The sequence below is a fragment of the Hymenobacter monticola genome, from assembly GCF_022811645.1.
GTDB classification, from domain to species: Bacteria; Bacteroidota; Bacteroidia; order Cytophagales; family Hymenobacteraceae; genus Hymenobacter; species Hymenobacter monticola.
This window is the reverse complement of record NZ_CP094534.1, coordinates 2,456,987-2,475,175: the sequence shown is the minus strand read 5'-3', so window position 1 is coordinate 2,475,175 and position 18,189 is coordinate 2,456,987. Positions and strand designations below refer to the sequence as shown.

The 18,189-nt window shown below is 62.6% G+C and carries 10 protein-coding genes; 4 read left to right on the top strand and 6 right to left on the bottom strand.

Features of this window, described 5'->3' with window-relative positions:
• Window positions 1–166: 166 nt before the first annotated feature.
• Window positions 167–1,129: a hypothetical protein gene (locus tag MTP16_RS10325; protein WP_243519386.1), complete on the bottom strand. Its 963-nt coding sequence runs from the start codon at window positions 1,127–1,129 to the stop codon at window positions 167–169.
• Between the two features lie 258 nt (window positions 1,130–1,387).
• On the opposite strand from MTP16_RS10325, the gene MTP16_RS10320 reads away from it, so the two are divergent.
• Both MTP16_RS10320 and MTP16_RS10315 read left to right on the top strand, forming a co-directional pair.
• Window positions 1,388–1,729: a hypothetical protein gene (locus tag MTP16_RS10320; RefSeq protein ID WP_243519383.1), complete on the top strand. Its 342-nt coding sequence runs from the start codon at window positions 1,388–1,390 to the stop codon at window positions 1,727–1,729.
• Window positions 1,730–2,084: 355 nt separating this feature from the next.
• Window positions 2,085–2,867, top strand: a complete 783-nt coding sequence (locus MTP16_RS10315) for an MBL fold metallo-hydrolase (protein ID WP_243519380.1) — start codon at window positions 2,085–2,087, stop codon at window positions 2,865–2,867.
• Window positions 2,868–2,941: 74 nt separating this feature from the next.
• Here MTP16_RS10315 and MTP16_RS10310 read toward each other — a convergent pair whose 3' ends face one another.
• From MTP16_RS10310 to MTP16_RS10300, 3 genes are all read right to left on the bottom strand, one after another.
• The gene (locus MTP16_RS10310) at window positions 2,942–8,590 is read right to left on the bottom strand and encodes an Ig-like domain-containing protein (protein WP_243519377.1); all 5,649 of its coding nucleotides are present in this window, start codon (window positions 8,588–8,590) and stop codon (window positions 2,942–2,944) included.
• A gap of 921 nt (window positions 8,591–9,511) precedes the next feature.
• Window positions 9,512–10,321 carry a LytR/AlgR family response regulator transcription factor gene (locus MTP16_RS10305; RefSeq protein WP_243519375.1) on the bottom strand — a complete coding sequence of 270 codons (810 nt, stop codon included), beginning with the start codon at window positions 10,319–10,321 and terminating at the stop codon, window positions 9,512–9,514.
• 490 nt (window positions 10,322–10,811) lie between these two features.
• A complete protein-coding gene (locus MTP16_RS10300; RefSeq protein ID WP_243519372.1) occupies window positions 10,812–13,283 on the bottom strand; it encodes a M1 family metallopeptidase in 2,472 nt (823 codons plus the stop codon).
• A gap of 96 nt (window positions 13,284–13,379) precedes the next feature.
• Between MTP16_RS10300 and MTP16_RS10295 the strand changes: the two genes are divergently transcribed.
• Complete coding sequence (locus MTP16_RS10295; protein ID WP_243519369.1) at window positions 13,380–14,015, top strand: DUF1684 domain-containing protein; 636 nt, start codon at window positions 13,380–13,382, stop codon at window positions 14,013–14,015.
• Window positions 14,016–14,103: 88 nt separating this feature from the next.
• Here MTP16_RS10295 and MTP16_RS10290 read toward each other — a convergent pair whose 3' ends face one another.
• Window positions 14,104–14,847, bottom strand: coding sequence for a ferredoxin reductase (locus MTP16_RS10290; RefSeq protein WP_243519366.1), 744 nt, complete (start codon window positions 14,845–14,847; stop codon window positions 14,104–14,106).
• Entirely contained in the window at window positions 14,844–15,488 is a 645-nt protein-coding gene (locus MTP16_RS10285; RefSeq protein WP_243519362.1) for a sulfite oxidase-like oxidoreductase, read from the bottom strand. Before MTP16_RS10285 ends, MTP16_RS10290 begins: the two co-directional genes overlap by 4 nt.
• Before the next feature lie 146 nt (window positions 15,489–15,634).
• Between MTP16_RS10285 and pheT the strand changes: the two genes are divergently transcribed.
• Entirely contained in the window at window positions 15,635–18,070 is a 2,436-nt protein-coding gene (pheT, locus tag MTP16_RS10280; RefSeq protein WP_243519358.1) for a phenylalanine--tRNA ligase subunit beta, read from the top strand.
• Window positions 18,071–18,189 lie beyond the last annotated feature (119 nt).

Sequence of the window (18,189 nt, the reverse complement as noted above, 5' to 3'; positions counted from 1 at the left end):
CCCGCTTGCCAGGAATGGCAAGCGGGCTATAGCCATTTACTGTAGCTTCACAAACCGCGTCAATCAGCCAGACCAGTGGCCGTTCAGCGAAACAGTGATAAAAACACAATCGCTTAATTGCCTCCTTTTGCCCTGCTTTTGCAAATTGAGGGTGGGGCTGTGTTTTTTATTTCATCTGTTTCAAAATCCAAGCCATGCAATTGCTTGAGTCCATAATAGACCAAGAATGAGGGTGTTTCATTCCATTTGGCCTTACGCCTTTGTCGTGAGTTACGACCATGTCAGCGCTATTATTTCCGTTCAGTTGCAGGAAATTTATCAAGGCTGAAATGTCTGTGCAATTCAAGTCATATAAATCTCTGTGCCTGTTTTTTAACTGCCATTCTATCCCTGGTTCTGTATAAATCCTAATGGGTATAGTCAGCAAATATTTCGCATTTCCACCCTCTTTTTGGTGACAGGAAAACATTGAATTCTTTATGTACTCATCCTTGGCTGTTTCCGGTGTTCCACCCAAATTTTTCTCCATCTCTGCCAAAAACCATTTCGCTTCGCTTACGCCAACTGCTGAAAAGTTTCTTTCCACTTCCCGTTGATAACGATAATACATGTTTTCATAATCGAGTGGTGGGTCAAGGGCAAAAATTCCCTTTGGTGTGAAATAGGTATTTCGGTCCCTAATCGCTCTTTCCGCATAAGTTAGTGTCTGCATGCCGCCGCCTGAAAGGCCACCAAGGAATATATTGCCCTTTGATACATGATACTTGTCAACCAGTTGCTTCGCAATCTTATCTACTACTCCCTGCGCGACATTCATTTTAAAGTCATCGTCTTCAATCGTTGGAAAAGCAACGATGAAATTATTTTTAAGGGCAATTTCATCTAATGTAATTTGATGCATTACGCCTGTTGCATCTTCTGCCCCACCGTGAAGAATAATGATGATGCCAATTGGTTTTGCCTTCGGCACCAGTTTTAAGTAATAGTGGGTGCTGTCAACCCCTACTTTTTCAGCATGTTGGGCGGGAGCAGTCTGAGCTGGGGCTCGCTGGCCGTGAGACAGCGTAATGCTGCTGCCCAAGACGGCAAATAGGCACAATGCACGGAGAGTGGTTTTAAAAGGCAGCATTTGAAAAGATGAGCGAGCCGTTGGCCTCCCAGGGACAACGGGACCGCTCAAGGGTTGCCGCCCTGGCCCCACCACCCCGCCGCCCACTCCACCATCCCCGCGACCCGATGGCTCAGCGTGTAAATCCGTCTTTTTGGAAGAAAAGCCCCTGATACACTTACAAGGCCTGTAACTATCCATGTACGACTCAAGGCCATTGAAACGAGCGATTACCTAGATGCTGAGTTACTCGTTCGTTTGCCATTGCTAGTTTTCGGAATGGATGCGGCTGAACTGGAAAGAAGAATTGGGGATTTTGACAACACGGCGAACGTGTGTGGAATTGACATGCAAGGCCCCGAGGAACTGCTGGAGCTCCTATATGAGGATTTTGCGGTCAGTGTTGGCTCCTTCTTCCATCCTGTCAACCTCGACATTCTGCTAACGGCAGGTGTCATTACCCACGAGATAAAAGAACGCTGCCTTACTGTTGAAAGAAAAGTGGATTATCTGACGCAACACCCTGACTTAGTTGAAACAATTAAAGGTAACAGCCGGTGGGAAGAGGTAGTTGAACTGTGCAAGCAGATTTGCGCTCTGAAACTGCTCCACACGCTTTGATAATCGTATGCCAAAACGGTAGTTCAATTTTAATAAACACGCGCTTATCACGCTGGCGCGCATCTGAGACGCGCTGCCTGCCTGGCCCGAGCCTGTAGCTCAGGTAAGCGACGTTTCAATGGCGTTGATGTGAGTTGTTCCATTGCGAGCTATAAGCTCAATACCAAGCAGCACGCGTCACATACATGTGCCGAGGACAGTTTTTGAATAGGGCTCAGAAATCTGTTCCTCCGCCAACCTGAACTTGTGCGCGGGTACCGGGTTATGGTCACGATTTTTCGGCAGCCGATATTTCTGCAAGGCCCAGCCACCGGAAACAGCTGGCACTATCGCTCACTCCACACCCCAAAAACCGATGAAACTCACCCTCCTACTCACGGCCGCGCTGGCGGCTTTCACCGTGCAGGCGCAAGCCCAGACGGCAACCACCGCATCGCGCGCGGCAGCCGACCAGATTGCCACCAAGAAAGGCCCGCTCAAGGTGCAGCCCATCACCCACGGCAGCGTGGTGCTAAGCTGGGGCGGCAAAACCATTTACGTGGACCCCTACGGCGGCCCGGCGGGCTTCGCCGCACTGGCGCCAGCTGATGTTGTGCTCATCACCGACATCCACCCCGACCACCTCGACCCCAAAACGCTGGCTGGACTCTCGGTGGGCAAAGCCCTGATGATAGTGCCCCCGGCAGTAGCCGAGAAGCTGCCCGCCGAATACAAAGGGCACGTGCGCGTGCTGCGCAACGGCCAGAAGCTCGACACCTTGGGCATGAGCGTGGCGGCCATTCCTATGTACAACCTGCCCGAAGCGGCGGACGCCATGCACACCAAAGGCCGCGGCAACGGCTACGTGCTGAACCTTGGCGGCAAAAACGTGTACCTCTCCGGCGATACCGAAGACACCCCGGAAATGCGCGCCCTCAAGAACATTGACGTGGCCTTTGTGTGCATGAATCTGCCCTACACCATGGACGTGAACCAGGCCGCGCAGGGCGTGCTGGCCTTCAAGCCGGGCATAGTGTACCCCTACCACTACCGCGGCCAAAACGGCCTGAGCGACGTGGCCGCCTTCAAGAAAACCGTGAACGCAGGCAATAAGAACATCGACGTGCGGCTGCGCAACTGGTACCCCACCGCGCAGTAGTACTCCTGGCCCTCACAAAAAAGCCCCTGCCGGAACATCCGACAGGGGCTTTTTGCTGAATCTAACCCGGGAGCTTAGTGCCCGACGGTCAGGCGCAGGGTTTGGGTTTTGCCGTTGGTCACGAGGCGGCACACGTACAGGCCCGAAGCCAGGGACTGGCCGTTGAGCGTGAGGGCGTACGGCTGGCCGGCCGTGGCGGGCCCGTCGAAGAGCACGGCCACGCGCTGGCCGAGCTCGTTGTAGACGAGCACCTGGGCCGGGCCGTCCTGTGTGGTGCGGAAGCGCACCGTGGCGATGTCCGTCACCGGGTTCGGGAAGGCCGACAGTTCGTTCACCGCCTGCAGAGCGGCCGGCGCCGGGGCGGCCTCGGCCGTGCCGCGGGGGAAGCTCACGTTGCAGTCACCAATCTTGTCGCCGTGGCCCAAGTGGGTTTGCAGCGAGTTGATGGAAACGCAGATGGTCTGACCGTTGTGGCAAAGCTGCACTTTCTCGTTGAGGCTGTTGCTGTTGGGGTTGCCGCAACGCACGTCTTCCACGTACACTTTCACCGTGCCCGTGCTGGAGCAGCCGGTGGCGCTGGTGGCCGTTACAGTGAAGGTGAAGGTGCCTTCGGCGGTGGGCGTGAACACGGTGCTGGCGCCGGTGAGGGTGCTCAGTCCCTGGGCCGCGGCCCAGGTGTAGCGCACGCCGGCTAGGGCGCCGCTCGAAGCCGTGAGCGTAGCCGTTTGCGAACCGTAGCCGATATAAATCACCACCGACTTGCTGCTGTAGTTCACGCTGGCCGGGGTGGCTGCAATGGTCACGACGGGGATGTCGCCGCGCACGTTCACCACGCCGGCAGCCGTGCTGGTGTTGCCGTTGTTGTCGGTCACAGTCAGCGTCACGGGGTTGGCGCCGATGTTCGAGCAGTCGAAGCTGGTTTTGTCCAGGCTCAGCGAGCGGATGCCGCAGGCGTCCGTGCTGCCGTTGTTCACTTGGGCGGCCGTCACGGTGGCAGCGCCGTTCACGAGGGTCACGTCAAAGGTTTTGGCCAGGGCCGCGGGGGCCGTCACGTCGAGCACCGTCACGGTGAAGCTGCCGGTGCTCGTGTTGCCGGCGGCATCAGTAGCCGTCACGTTCACCGTGGTGGTACCCACGGCGAAGGTGCTGCCCGAGGCCGGGAGCGTCGTCACCGTGGCGCCGCAGTTGTCGCTGGCCGTCGGGGCAAAGCTCACCACCGCGCCGCAGGTCGTGGCCGGGGCGTTCACGCTCAGGTTGGCCAGGGCGGCCAGCACAGGGCGCTCGGTGTCGTTCACCGTCACCGTCTGGGTGGCGGTGGCCACGTTGCCGGCGGCGTCCGTTGCCATCCAGGTTACCGTGGTGGTGCCTTTCGGGAAGGTGGCGGGGGCGTTGTTGGTCACGGTAGCCGAGCAGTTGTCGGCGGCGGTGGCCGAGCCCAAAGCCACGTTGGTGGCGCTGCACTGGCCGGGGTCGGCGCTTACCGAAACAGCGGTCGGGGCCGTGATGGTGGGCCGCAGGTTGTCAACCACCGTCACCACAGCCGTAGCCGTTGAGGTGAGGCCGTTGTTGTCGGTCACGGTCAGGGTCACGTTGTTGGCACCGGCGTTGGCGCAGGTGAAGGCGCTGGGAGCTACCGTCACCGAGGCAATGCCGCAGTTGTCGGAGCTGCCGTTGTTCACCTGGGCCGCAGTTACAATGGCCTGGCCGTTAGCATCGAGCTGCACGGTCACGTTCTGGGCCACGGCTACGGGGGCAATGGCGTCTACCACCGTCACGACAGCCTGGCAGCTGGCGGTGCGGCCGAAGCGGTTCGTCACGGTCAGGGTCACAATATTGGCACCCACGTTGGCGCAGGTGAAGGTGTTGGGCGAAACAGAGATGCCGCTCAAGCCCACCAGGCTGTAAGAACCACCGTCTACTTGCGCGGCGGTGAGGGTGGCCCGGCCGTTGGTGTCGAGCTGCAGGGTAGCGGGCTGGCACACGGCCACGGGCGCCGGCTCCACCACCGTCACGGTGGCCTGGCAGGTGCTCACTTTGCCGGCGGCGTCGCGGGCCGTCACCGTCACGGTGTTGGCGCCCACGTTGGCGGCGGTGAAGGTATTGGGGCTCACCGTCAGGCTGGTCACGGCGCAGTTATCCGAAGAAGATGCTACCACGTCAGCCACGCTGATGCTGGCCTGGCCGTTGGCATCGAGCAGCACGGTGAAGGGCTGGCAGGTCACGGTCGGGGCAATGTTGTCGACCACCGTCACGGTGGCAGCGGCGCTGGCGGTGCGGCCGCTGGCGTCGGTCACGGTCAGGGTCACGGCGTTCGGGCCCACGTTGGCGCAGGTGAAAGCCGTCTTGCTCAGCGTGCGCGTGGCAATGCCGCAGTTATCGGTGCTGTTGTTGTCCACGTCGGCCGGGCTCAGGCTGGCCTGGCCGTTGGCGTCGAGGTAGATGGTGGCCGGCTTGGTGCGGGCCACGGGGGCGTTCACGTCCGCCACCGTCACCACGGCGGTGGTGGTGGCGGTGCCACCGGCCACACCGGTCACGGTCAGAGTCACGGTGTTGGGGCCGATGTTGGCGCAGGTGAAGGTGCTGGGCGATACCGAAACGCTGGCAATGCCGCAGGCGGCCGACGAGCCGTTGTTTACCTGAGCGGCCGTAATGCTCACGGTGCCGGCGTTGCTCAGGTTCACGCTGATGTTCTTGGCCAGGGCCACCGGGGTCGGCACGGGGCCGCTCACGGTGATAGTGGCTACCGCCGAAGCCGTCAGGCGCGGGGTGCAGGCATCGAGCCCGCCGTATTCCACCACGTAGCCGCTAATCCAGCCCGAGCCGGGGCAGCTGGGCAGGTCGTTCCACCGGCCCGTGCCGATGTAGAAGTGGGCGTAGTCCTCGTTGCCGGAGTTGTTGGGCTCGCCCCCGTCCCAGCTGCTGTAGCCCAGGCCGGTGCCGGTGCCGTTGGCAGCGCCGCGCCAGAAGAGCTGGCCAGCTTCAGGGCCCGTCACCCAGCGCCACTCGCCTTCCACGGCGGCGTCGCTGGCGCCCAGCCAGCCGTTGCCTTGCAGCTTGCTGGCGGCAAAGGCGTTTTCGCCGGCCGAGGTGATGGTGGCTAGGTAGCCGGTCAGGCCGCGGTATGTGCGGGCTTCCGCAGCCGTCTTGGCGGCTGTCCAGCAAATGCCGGGTTGCGATACAAATTCGTAGAAGTGGCCGTTGCCGCTGTAAGCCACGGTGGCGTCGTTTTTCTTCGCCACGTAGGTGAACGTGGCCGTGCCGGTGAAGCCCGGTGCGGGCGTGTAGGTGTAGGTGCCGTTGGTATTGGCCGCAATGGTGCCGCTGCTGGGCGTCAGCACTTCGGCAATTTGCAGGGTGCCGCCTTGCGGGTCGGTGTCGTTGCCGAGCAGCATGGCCGGCGTGATGGTGATGGGCGTGCAGGCCGTGGTGCTCAACTGGTCGGGGTTGGCCACGGGGGCCTGGTCGGCGGGCTGGGTCAGGGTCACGGTCTTGGTAGCCGAGCAGCCATTGGCGCTCACCGTGGCGGTGTAGGTGCCGGCGGCCAGGTTGGTCAGGTTCTGGGTGGTGGCCATGAAGCCGTTCGGGCCAGTCCAGGCATAGGTGGCGTTGTTGCCGGCTACCACCTGCAGGCTGATGCTGCCGTTGGCCGCGCCGAAGCAAGTCACGTCGGCGTGGGTTTCAAGCAGGGCCAGGGCCGACTGCACCGTCACGGTAGCCGTGGCCGTGTTCGTAAGGCCGCTGGCGTCGGTGGCGGTCAGCGTCACCGTGTTCGGGCCCACATTAGTGCAGGTGAAGGTGCTGGGCGAAACCGTGAGCGTGGGCACGCCGCAGTTGTCGCTCGAGCCATTATTGACCTGAGCGGCCGTGATGCTGGCCGTGCCATTGGCATCGAGCTGCACGGTCAGGTTCTGGGCCACGGCCACGGGAGCAATGGCATCCACCACCGTCACGGTAGCCGTGGCGGTATTGGTACGGCCGGCCGCGTCGGTGGCCGTCAAGGTCACGACGTTCGGGCCCACATTAACGCAGGTGAACGACGAAGGCGAGACCATCAGCGTCGGCGTGCCGCAGCTGGCCGTGCTGCCGTTATTCACCTGAGCGGCGGTTACGGTAGCGTTGCCGCTGGCATCGAGTTGCACGGTCACATTCTGAGCAGCAGCGACGGGGGCGATGTTGTTTTCTACCGTCACGATAGCCGTGGCCGTGTTGGTGCGGCCGTTGGCGTCGGTCACGGTCAGCGTCACCGTGTTCGGGCCCACGTTGGCGCAGGTAAAGGTGTTGGGTGCAACCGTCAGCGTAGGCGTGCCGCACGAAGCCACCGAGTTGTTGTTTACCTGGGCAGCCGTTACCGTGGCGTTGCCGCGGGCATCGAGCTGCACGGTCATGTTCTGGGCCGCGGCCACGGGGGCCGAGACAGCCCCGCGCACGGTAGCGGCCACGGCCACGCTCTCGCAGCCTTTAGCATCGCGCACACGCAATTGGTAGGTGCCAGCGGCCAAGTTGCCGAAGGTCCGGCTGCTGCCGTAGGCGCCGCCGTTGATGGAGTACATGAAGGGAGCCGTGCCGGTGAGGGCCGTCGCGGTGAGGCTGCCGGGGGTGCCGCTGCAGCTGGCATCCACAACCGTGAAGCTGAGCGTGGGCAGGGGGTTCACCGTTACCACGGTGGGGGCCGAGGTAGCCGTGCCGCAGCCGCTCAGCGGCACGGTCACGGTGTAGGAGCCGGCTTGGCTGGCCACGTAGGTAGCGCTGGTGGCACCGGGCAGGTCCTGGCCGTCGCGTTGCCACTGGTAAGAGGCGGCGGCGCCCGCCGTGAGCGTCACCGAGCTGCCCGCACACAGTGAGGTTGGGCCCGACGCCGTGACCGACGCCACCGAGAAGGTGATGCCGTATTTCTGGCTCAGGTAGCTGTTAATCGACTGAATTTCGCACTGCGTCAGCACCCGGTCGTACACAATGAACTCGGCGATGTCGCCCACGAAGAAGCCGCCGTCGCCATCGAAGCCCAGGCGCAGCGAAGTTTGCGCGGCGCTGGGCTCGGTGCGGTCGGTGAAGTTGCCGAGCAGGGTGCCGTTAAAGTAAAACGCCGAGCCGTTCACGGGCCCGTTGTTGAGGTTGCCGCTCACCGCGCCGTCGTACACCGCCGTGAAGAGGTAGGTATTGCCGGGCACGCCCGAGCCGGTGATGCTCGTGCTAGGCGGGTTTTGCCCCGGCCCGCGCGAGGCGATGCCGTTGGTGCCGCTGAAAGCCGTGTACATAAACCGGTCCCAGTTGCCGTTGTCGTTGCCCCACAGGCCGGTGCCGCCGGCGTTGCCCTGGCGGTACACGGTGATGATGGTGAGGTCTTCCATGGCCGCGGCCCGGATGTCGATGCCGGCGAAGTTGTACACCTTGCCGCTGGCAAAGCGCATCACCGGCATGCCATTGAGGGTGCTGCCGGTGCCCGAAGCCAGGGTAGCGGCCCCGTAGGGCGCCAACTGCTGGCCGGGCTGGTTCTTGCCCGACTTATCGGCCCACGTGGTGATGGCCACGCCGTCGGCGGGGTTGTTGGGCAGGCCGTCGGCGTTCACGTCGCTGGCGTCGAGCCAGGTGCGAATGCCCGCCGTGATGCCCGCTGGCCCCGCCAGGGTTTGGGCATGGCCCGCCACCGAAGCGCCGGCCAGCAGCGCCGGCACCAGCAACTGCCGGCTCAGGCGCAAGCCCCAATCTGAGAAAATGTGTTTCATGAAAAAATGAAGAAATAAAAAAATGGCAGAAAGCGTTAATTCAACATCAAAACCCTAGTTACTAACTCATTATATTCACCCAAAAGACTACATCACACATCGTCGCCTGCCTTTGCTGGCGGAAACCCGGGCCTCAGTATGTGCGGGCTTAACGGGTAGGCCGGTGGCAGCCGACCGGCTAGAAGTAGAAGGAAGCCAAATGCCGTTGGATTTAAATAAGCTGGGGTAGAACAGTCTTACAAAATTCCCCCGGCTCCCGCTGTGCTGCCCGAAAATGTCGCGAGTGGCAGCTCCGGCGGCGCGAGTAACCAAAATATGTCCGTGAATGGGAGCTGTCCGTCGGCTCGCCCACGCAAAGGCCCCGCCCAGACCAAGCCGGGTCGAAAGATGCTTTTTCCGTTTAGGGTTCTGCGCATCGGCCGCCGCAGCGCCGAAAGCTGGCCATAGCATCCAGGGGGCGCACGGACCAGGCTACTGAGCCTTAGCAGCAATCCAAACGCTGATTTGGTGCTGCGTTGGGCCGCTTTTCTCAGCCTTCCCAGACAATGGGCTTCCGGGCATGCAGAACAACTGAGGCAAGAACGCCCACCCCAGCCCGCGAAGGAGCGGCATCGCACCGGCGCCGTCACGCCAACAACCTGCCCCAAAGCGCCCCTAAGCAACCGTTTTTGGTAGCAGATTCCGGCCGGAATTGGTAGCCACTGGCAGCACCGAACAAGACACGGTGTCTTGTCCGGCCGTGCTTTTCAACCAGAAGTAGCCCTATTGGTGCTGAGCTAGCTTGCGTGCCAGCAGCAAGCCCGGCCAACCCACCGCCGCCGAAATTTATAACTAGCCTTTTCGTAGTCTGGCCTCAAAGCACCCAAGTGCTGCGCTTCTACACTGCTGTTGCCGGCTGGGCCCCGAAAGTGCTTCCGCCCTCTACCCCACCAGCCGCAAGCGGTTCAGCAGGTTGTCGCGGTAGCTGCGGCTGAGGGGCAGCGCCGCCCCGGCCACCACCACAGTGGTTTGGCCTTCGTCGAAGCTTTCGATGTGCGTCACATTTACCAAGTAGCCGCGCTGAATTTGCACAAACTGCCCGGTCGGCAGCTCCAGTGCCAGCTCCCGCAAGGGCTGCCGGCTGAGGTAGCGGCCGGCGGCCGTCACGAGCGTGCAGTATTTGTCGCCCGACTCTACGTACTGAATATCGGCCAGGCACACCTTCACCAGTCGGCCCCGGTCGCGCAGAAAGATGCAGTTGCTCAGCAGCACCTCGTGGTTCCAACGCAGCCCGGCTCCGTCGCCCAGGCCGTTGACATCGGCGGGCTCGGCCAGGGCAGCCGGTAGCGGGGCAGTCTGGCCAGCCGTGTAGTTTAGCAGCGCCAGCTCCAGGGCGTGCTGCAGGGCGGCGGCATCGTAGGGCTTGAGCAGGTAAGCCGCGGGCCGGGCCATTTTGGCTCGCACAAAAGTCGATTCATCGGCCATGGAGGTGAGAAAGATGATGGGCAGCGGCCGCACGGCGCGCAATTCATGCGCCAGCTCAATGCCGTCGCGGTCGCCGTCGAGGCTGATGTCGAGCAGCACCATGTCGATGGGCGGCAGGCTTTCGCGGAACAGGTCGGCGGCATCGGCGGCGGTGGCGGCGGGGCCCACCGGCTCATAGCCCAGCCCGCGCACCAGCACCGCAAGCACGCGGGCGGCGAGGGGCTGGTTCTCAACAATCAGCAGCCGGATAGGCGAGGTAGATTCCATGGCGGCAGGCAGTAAGTTCGATTGGCTTAGCTCCCTAACCAAAAACTAGACGGAACGGAGAGCGATGATGCGCAAAAGTAGGAACCAGGCTGAGCTAGCCGCAACATTACCGCCCACCTTATTGCCGTGCTTATTCAATCCAGGCTGCCCAAGTTTCGGCACCAAGGCAGTACCGGCAGGGTTCAAGGCAGCAAATACTGAGCACGCCCTGCAAAGCGGCCAAGTTCCTTTCAGGGTTTCGGTGCCAACCAGGAGTTGCAGTTGCGGGATGCCGTGGGGCGCGTGCTCCTACGGCAACATACGGACGCTACCGGAGAAGCCATGCTGGCATTGCCCATGGGTTTGCCATCCGGGGCATATGCTATTACCTCGGCACAGGGAAACGCCCGGCTGCTGGTGGAATAATTTAGCAAGCATTATTCCTAATAAAGCCCTGCCCGTCAGCGCAGGCCCACCATGACGTTGGGGCCTGCGCTGACGGGCAGGGATTTTATTTCGCCGCCTCAATGGCCGCCGCCGCCTGCTCTACCAAGCGGGCCACCAGCGCCGCCTGCGGCCGTTTCGCCTGCCGCTGCTGCACCTGCCGCAGCAGGCCCACGATGCGAGGGGCATCCACGTAGCGCTTAAACTCCACGGTCAGGTCGCGGATGCGGGCGATGCCTTCGGTGAGGGCCGTGGGGTCGTCGAGGCGGCCAAGCATCTCGCCCAGCCCCGGCAGCATCTGGAAGCGGCCACCGGGGTCGGCGGCGTCGTATTTGGCCCGCACCCACGGCCACTGCGCGGCGCTTCCTGCCGTTCCAAACACGGTCACCATGGCACCGGTGAGGGCCGCTTTGTTATCGGCCTCGAAGGCCTTGGCGCGGGCCAGCGCCTGGGCGGGGTTCAGGGGCAGCAGGGCTTCCAGGGCGGCACCCTGCACCCGGTAGGAGCGGCTGCTGAGAGCCTGGCTGAATAATGGCGCGTAGCTTTTTTGCTTGAGCGCGCCCAATGCCGCCAGCGCCGTGGCCTGCACTTGGGGAGCGGCATCAGCAGCGGCCAGCTTCTCCAGCCGCGGGGTGGCTGCTTTGCGGAGCGCGGCTTTTTTAAGGTCGAGCAGTTCAATGGCCATCTCGCGGAGGGCAGGCGACTTATCAGCCAGCCCGGCCAGCAGGATTTGCTGGGCTATAGGGTCGGCCACCTTGTCGCCGGCGGCGCGCAGGGCCTCGCGGCGGTCGAGGTAGCGGGCGGCGTAGCGCTGCTGGTAGGCGAATTCGGCCAGGGACTTGTGGTCGTCCTTTTGCCACACCAGGATTTTCTGGGCGTCCACGTTCACCAGGTCCGGCCGGGCGGCGAGGGGCATAGTAAAGGTTTGAGTGACGGCGGTCATGGTCACGGGCTGGTGCATGGCTTTGCCGCCCACGTAGTAGTCGATGGTAAAGGGCAGTTGGAAGGGCTGGCCTGCCTGCGTCTGCTTCACCGTCACGGACTGCACTTTGCGGGTGGCGTCCCAGGCGTAGTCGATGGTGACGATGGGGTGGCCGGCGCCGAAAAACCACTGGTTGAAAAACCAGTTCAAGTCCTGGCCTGAAGCTTCTTCCAGGGCCAGGCGCAGCTGGTGGGCCTCGCCGGTGCCGAAGGCATTTTGCGTGAGGTAGCGCTTCAGGCCCGTAAAAAACACTTCCTCGCCCAGGTAAGCCCGTAGCATATTCAGGATGTTGCCGCCCTTCTGGTAAATCACGGCGTCGAACAGGTCGTCCTTGGCGGCGTAGCGCGGGCGCACCACCGTTTGCAGGAAGTTGGCGGGGTCGCGCAGGTAGGTGCGCATACTCTGGTCGGCCTGCTGGGCGGCGGCGTCGGGGCCGTACTCGTGCTCGGCCCACAGCACTTCGCTGAAGTTTGCAAAGCTCTCGTTCACGGTCAGGTTGCCCCAGCTTTCGGCCGTCACGTAGTCGCCAAACCAGTGGTGGAACAGCTCGTGGGCTATTTCGCGCTCCACCAGCGCGTAGGGCCAGTCCAGCAGCTCGCGGGCCGAGCCCTGGGCGTGCTCGCCAAACAACGAGGCGGTGGTGTTTTCCATGGCGCCGGCCACAAAATCGCGCCCCACCACCTGGCTGTATTTGTTCCAGGGAAAATCGACGCCCAGCCGCTGCGAGAAATACTCCAGCATGCGCGGCGTCTTGCCGAAAATTGCCCGGGCCTGCGCCGCGTACTGCGGTTCGAGGTAATAATTGACCTCCTTGCCGCGCCAGGTATCCTTGGTGATGCGAAAGTCGCCCACGGCCATCATGGCCAGGTAGGGCGCGTGGGGCTCGTCCATTTTCCAGGTGTCGGTGCGCAGGCCGGGTCCGGCGGGCGCGCTGCTCACCAGCCGGCCGTTGCTCAGCGTCACGTACTTGGCCGGCACGGTCATGGCGATTTCCTGGGTGGTTTTCTGGCCCGGCTCGTCGATGGTCGGGAACCAGCAGGAGTTGGCGTCGGGTTCGCCCTGCGTCCAGATTTGCACCGGCTTGCCGGCCACCGCGCTGTCGGGGTTGATGAAATACAGGCCCTTGGCCCCGCGAATGGCGCTGCCGGCCTGGGCGTTCAGCTCGTCGGGCTTGGCAGTGTAGTCTATGTAAATTTTGTAGAGCTTACCGGCAGGTATTGGTTGCGAAAACCTGACCGTCAGGTGGCGACCATCATATTTGAAAGGCAATGAAAATATGAGAGGATGCACTGACTCATCTTCTATGCCGACCGATTGAATGTCCATGCCTTTGCCGTCCAGCCGCAAAGAATCTGTTGCAACTCCGTGCGGCTTTAGGGTCAATTCGGCTTTACCGTAGAGGTAACGCTTTTTGTAGTCGAAGCGGACATCCAGCTTGGTGTCTACCAAATCGTTCACCCGGTGGGCGGCTTCGTGGTAGGGCGCGGGGGTGGCTGGTTGGGCCGAGCCGGTGAGGACGCGACTCAGCAATAAAATCAGAAGTAGGCTTTTTTGCATTAGATAGGTAAGAACGGAGCGGCGACGGAACTTGCGCCAAATGATACACTCGAGGTGCATCGGGTTGGTTACATTTTTTTCGATTATTGACCGATTATGATTAAAAAACTCGCGCTGGCGGCGGCCGTCGTCGGCATCATCGTCTACTCCATCAGCGGGTCGGGGTCGGCGGCCAGCCAGTATGCCGCGCAGTTGCAAAAGTTTCGCAGCGAAAAGAACCGCTCGTTTCGGCAGTCCCCGGATTCGCCGCTTTCGGTGGAGCAGAAAGCGGCCTTTGACAGCCTGAAATATTACGCGTCCGACGCCGCATACGTCTTCCACTGCGCCCTCTCGCGCAATGCCAGTCCCGACACCGTTCTCCTACAAATGAGCGACAACCGCAGCGAAAAGTACCTGCGCTGGGGCTTGGCCTCCTTTTTCCCACCACTTGATGTGGCCGTGGGCACCATGGACAAGCCTACGCGCCTCACGCTGTTTCGCAAAGCCGATGGCCGCGATTCTACACTCTTCGTGCCCTTCACCGACGGCACCAATGGCCACGAAACCTACGGCGGCGGCCGCTACCTCGACGTGCCCCTCCCCGCCCCCGACTCCACTGGCCTCACCCTCGACTTCAACCGCGCCTACAACCCCTATTGCGCCTACAACAGCGACTACAGCTGCCCCGTGCCGCCCGCCGAAAACCGCCTGACGGTGGCCATCCCAGCCGGCGAAAAGTCGTTTCACGAATAAGCCGTCAGAACGTGTACCCCGAAGCTCCGCTTCGGCTCGCGTTGGAATCGTTAAACGCGAGCCGAAGCGGAGCTTCGGGGTACACGTTCTAACTCCCCGTCGGCCCAAAACGCTCGGTGCGAATGGCTGCGTCAGGTAGGCCCTGGGCTTGCAGCAGCGTGGCGGCCGTTTCGACCAGGCCCGTGGGGCCGCACACGTAGCACTGCGGCGAGCCGGGCAGCAGGGCCACGGCTTCGGCCAGCATGGCGGCATCGAGGCGGCGCCGGTAGCCCGCCCAGCCGGGCGGCGCCCGGCGGGTGTAGGTGATGAGCAGCTTGAAATCAGGGTCGGCCGCCGCCAGCGCTTCCAACTCCTGCTGGTAGATGACTTCTTCCGGCGTGCGCACGCTGAACAGCAGCGCGGCCAGATTGCGCAGCCCGGCGCGCTGGCGGTGGCGCAGCATGGCCATCAGCGGTACCACGCCCGAGCCGCCGGCCACCAGCAGCAGCGGCGCATCGGCCGGGCCAGCGGGCCACACAAAATAGCCACCGATGGGACCGCGCAGTTCCAACTGGTCGCCCACGGCCACACCATCGAATAGGTAGCCCGAAACCTCGCCCTCGTCAATCAATTCCACCGTCAACTCGATTTCGCCGGTTTGCTCCGGGGGCGAGGCGATGGAGTAGCTGCGCTCAGCCTGGTAGCCGTCGGGAGCGGTGAGGCGCAGGTCGTAGTGCTGGCCGGCGCGGTGGGGCCTGAACTGCGGCAAGCCAAGAACAAAGGTTTTGACGCGGGGCGTTTCGGGCCGAATGGCGGTTACGGTGGCCAGCTGCCAGTCAAGCGGCCGGCTCACAGGCGGAAACGGGCGTTGTCGGGCGTGGGCTCGTCGTCGGCGCGGTAACGCTCCTCTTTCCACGGGTCGCCGTGCATGCTGTAGCCGTTGTCTTCCCAGAAGCCCGGCTCGTCCTCGGCCATGAAGCGCAGGCCCTGCACCCACTTGGCGCTTTTCCAGAAGTAGAGGTGCGGCACCACCAGCCGCGCCGGGCCGCCGTGCTCGGCCGTCAGCGGCTTGCCGTCATACTCGAGGCCGATGAAGGCTTTGCCGTCGCGCAGGTCGGCCAGGGGCAGGTTGGTGGTGTAGCCGCCGTAGGAGAAGGCCATCACAAACTGCGCTTCGGGCTTGAGCTGCACGTGCTCCAGCAAGGTATCGAGGCTGACGCCGCGCCACTTGGTGTCGAACTTCGACCACTTCGTGACGCAGTGAATGTCGGGGTTGAACGACTGCATGGGCAGGGCGTTGAACTCGTTCCAGCTCCACTTGGCGGGGCTTTCCACAAGGCCTTCCAGCCGGAATTCCCAGTTCACCAGCGGAATGCGCGGCGTGGGCCCGGCCGTGAGCACCGGAAAATCCTGGGTTTCGTACTGCCCGGGCGGCAGTTTGTGGCCCCCGTCGGTGGGCCGCTTGGCGTGGAAGCCTTTGTTGACGAAGGGCATGCAGGGAGGGAATTGGATGTAAACAACGTAAACCGGCCTCGAGCAAATATATGCCAGCACCCTTCAATTCAGTCATTTTGCCCCGCCGTACCTTTGCCCCGTCGTCAGCGGCCTGACAACTGACAATTAGCAACGAACAACGACCAATGCGTATTTCCCTCGACTGGCTTAAAACCCTCATTCCAACCGACAAACCCGCCGCTGAGATTGGCGCCCTGCTCACCGGCTCGGGCCTGGAAGTGGAGAGCATGGAGGAGCTGGAAAGCATTCCCGGCGGCCTGCGCGGCGTGGTGCTGGGCAAGGTGCTCACCTGCGAGCGCCACCCCGACGCCGACAAGCTCAGTCTGACCACCGTGGACGTGGGCGACGGCACCCCGCGCCAGATTGTGTGCGGCGCCCCCAACGTGGCCGCCGGCCAGCGCGTGGTGGTGGCCCTCGAAGGCGCCGAGCTGCACCCTGCCTCCGGCGAGCCCTTCAAAATCAAGAAAAGCAAAATCCGCGGCGCGGCCTCTGAGGGCATGATTTGCGCCGAGGATGAAATCGGCCTCGGGGCCTCGCACGCCGGCATCATGGTGCTCGACACCGACCTGCCTAATGGCACGCCCGCCGCCGACTACTTCGGCCTGGGCTCCGATACGGTGTACGAAATCGGCCTCACGCCCAACCGGGCCGATGCCGCCTCGCACTACGGCGTGGCCCGCGAACTGCGCGCCCTGCTGCGCCAGCCCTGCCACCTGCCCGACGTGAGCGGCTTCGCGGCGCCAGAGTCGGCGGCTTCTAATATCAAGGTGACGATTGAAGACGTGGAAGCCTCCCCGCGCTACGCCGGTCTGCTTCTTACAACCGTGCAGGTGGGCCCCTCGCCGGAGTGGTTGCAGCGCCGCCTGCGCAGCATTGGGCTGAGCCCAATTAACAACGTGGTGGACGTGACCAACTTCGTATTGCACGAGCTGGGCCAGCCGCTGCACGCCTTCGATGCCGACCAGATTACCGGCGGCCAGATTCGCGTGAAGCGCGCTGAGGCGGGCGAGAAGTTCGTGACGCTGGACGGCGTAGAGCGCAGCCTCAAAGCCGAGGATTTGGTGATTGCCGATGCCAACGGCGCGCCGATGGCGCTGGCCGGCGTGTTCGGTGGCAAAACCTCGGGCGTGAGCGAGGGCACCAGCCGCGTGTTCCTGGAGAGCGCCTACTTCGGCCCTGCCGCTGTGCGCCGCACTTCGCAAACCCACCAGCTGAAAACCGACGCTTCCTTCCGCTTCGAGCGCGGCACCGACCCCAACATGGTGCCCGTGGCCCTGCAACGTGCCGCGCTGCTGCTGCAGGAAGTGGCCGGCGCCACCGTGGCCGCGCCCGTGGTGGACGAGTACCCCACGCCCGTGCCGCCGGCTACGGTGCGCCTGCGCCTGCCCCGCGTGGAGCGGCTGGTGGGCCAGTACATCGCGCCCGAGCGCATCCGCCAGATTCTGACGGACCTCGACATTGAAATCAGCGAAGCCAACCCCGACGCCGGCGACCAGGACACCTGGACGCTGACCGTGCCGCCCCACAAAGTGGATGTGACCCGCGAGGCCGACGTGATTGAGGAAATTCTGCGCATCTACGGCTACAACAACGTGGCCCTGCGGCCCAACAACTCGGCTTCCTTCTTGGCCAAATTCCCCAACCCCGACCCGGAAGTGACGCGGGTGAAAATTGCCTCGCTGCTCAGCGGCCAGGGCTTCTCGGAGATTCTGACCAACTCGCTCACCAACTCGCTATACTTTGAGAAGGACGGCGAAACGGATGCCTCGCTGGTGCGCATTCTCAACTACAACAGCATCGACCTGAACGTGATGCGGCCCACGCTGCTGCACTCGGGCCTGGAGGTGATTCGGCACAACCTCAACCGCCGCCAGCGCGACTTGAAGCTGTACGAGTTCGGTAAGGTGTACTCGCAGAACGAGAACGGCAAGTACCAGGAGAAGAACAAGCTGGTGCTGTACCTGACGGGCAACGCCAGCGGCGAAACCTGGCAGCACAAGTCCGAGAAAGTAGCCTTCCACGACCTGGCGGGCGCGGTGCAGCATGTGCTGGCGGCCCTGGGCTTCGGCGGGGCGGCCTCGCAGCCGGTGCAGCACGCGTACCTGGCCGGCGGCCTCACGCTGCTGGTGCACAACCAGCCGCTGGCCCAGCTCGGCGCGGTGGCGGCCTCGGTGCTGAAAAAGATGGACGTGACGCAGCCGGTGTGGTACGCCGAGCTGGATTGGGATGCCCTGAGCAAGAAATACAAGCCGACGCTGACGGCCCGCGAGCTGCCCAAGTTCCCGGAGGTGCGCCGCGACCTGAGCATCGTGGTGGACGCGGCCGTGACCTTCGACCAGCTCCAGCAGATTGCCCGGAAGACTGAGAAGAAGCTGCTGCAAAGCAGCAACGTGTTCGATGTGTACGCCGGCGAGAACCTGGGCGCGGGCAAGAAGTCGTACTCGGTGAGCTTCACGCTGCAGGACTTTACTCAAACGCTCAGCGAGCAGGTCATCGACCAAGTGATGCAAAAGCTCATTCAGCAGTTTGAGAAGCAGGCCGGCGCGCTGATTCGGAAATAGTTTTTGGTAAATTCTTAATGAAAAAGCCGCAGGAGAATTTCTTCTGCGGCTTTTGTGCTTCAGGGCCTGCCTTTTTATCACCAAAACAGGTAATTGCCACGCAACCTCGTCGATGTAGT

Bases quoted from the DNA above. Each gene is read 5' to 3' on its own strand.
- MTP16_RS10325 (WP_243519386.1), bottom strand. From the start codon at position 1,129: ATGCTGCCTTTTAAAACCACTCTCCGTGCATTGTGCCTATTTGCCGTC.
- MTP16_RS10320 (WP_243519383.1), top strand. From the start codon at position 1,388: ATGGATGCGGCTGAACTGGAAAGAAGAATTGGGGATTTTGACAACACG.
- MTP16_RS10315 (WP_243519380.1), top strand. From the start codon at position 2,085: ATGAAACTCACCCTCCTACTCACGGCCGCGCTGGCGGCTTTCACCGTG.
- MTP16_RS10310 (WP_243519377.1), bottom strand. From the start codon at position 8,590: ATGAAACACATTTTCTCAGATTGGGGCTTGCGCCTGAGCCGGCAGTTG.
- MTP16_RS10305 (WP_243519375.1), bottom strand. From the start codon at position 10,321: ATGGAATCTACCTCGCCTATCCGGCTGCTGATTGTTGAGAACCAGCCC.
- MTP16_RS10300 (WP_243519372.1), bottom strand. From the start codon at position 13,283: ATGCAAAAAAGCCTACTTCTGATTTTATTGCTGAGTCGCGTCCTCACC.
- MTP16_RS10295 (WP_243519369.1), top strand. From the start codon at position 13,380: ATGATTAAAAAACTCGCGCTGGCGGCGGCCGTCGTCGGCATCATCGTC.
- MTP16_RS10285 (WP_243519362.1), bottom strand. From the start codon at position 15,488: ATGCCCTTCGTCAACAAAGGCTTCCACGCCAAGCGGCCCACCGACGGG.
- pheT (WP_243519358.1), top strand. From the start codon at position 15,635: ATGCGTATTTCCCTCGACTGGCTTAAAACCCTCATTCCAACCGACAAA.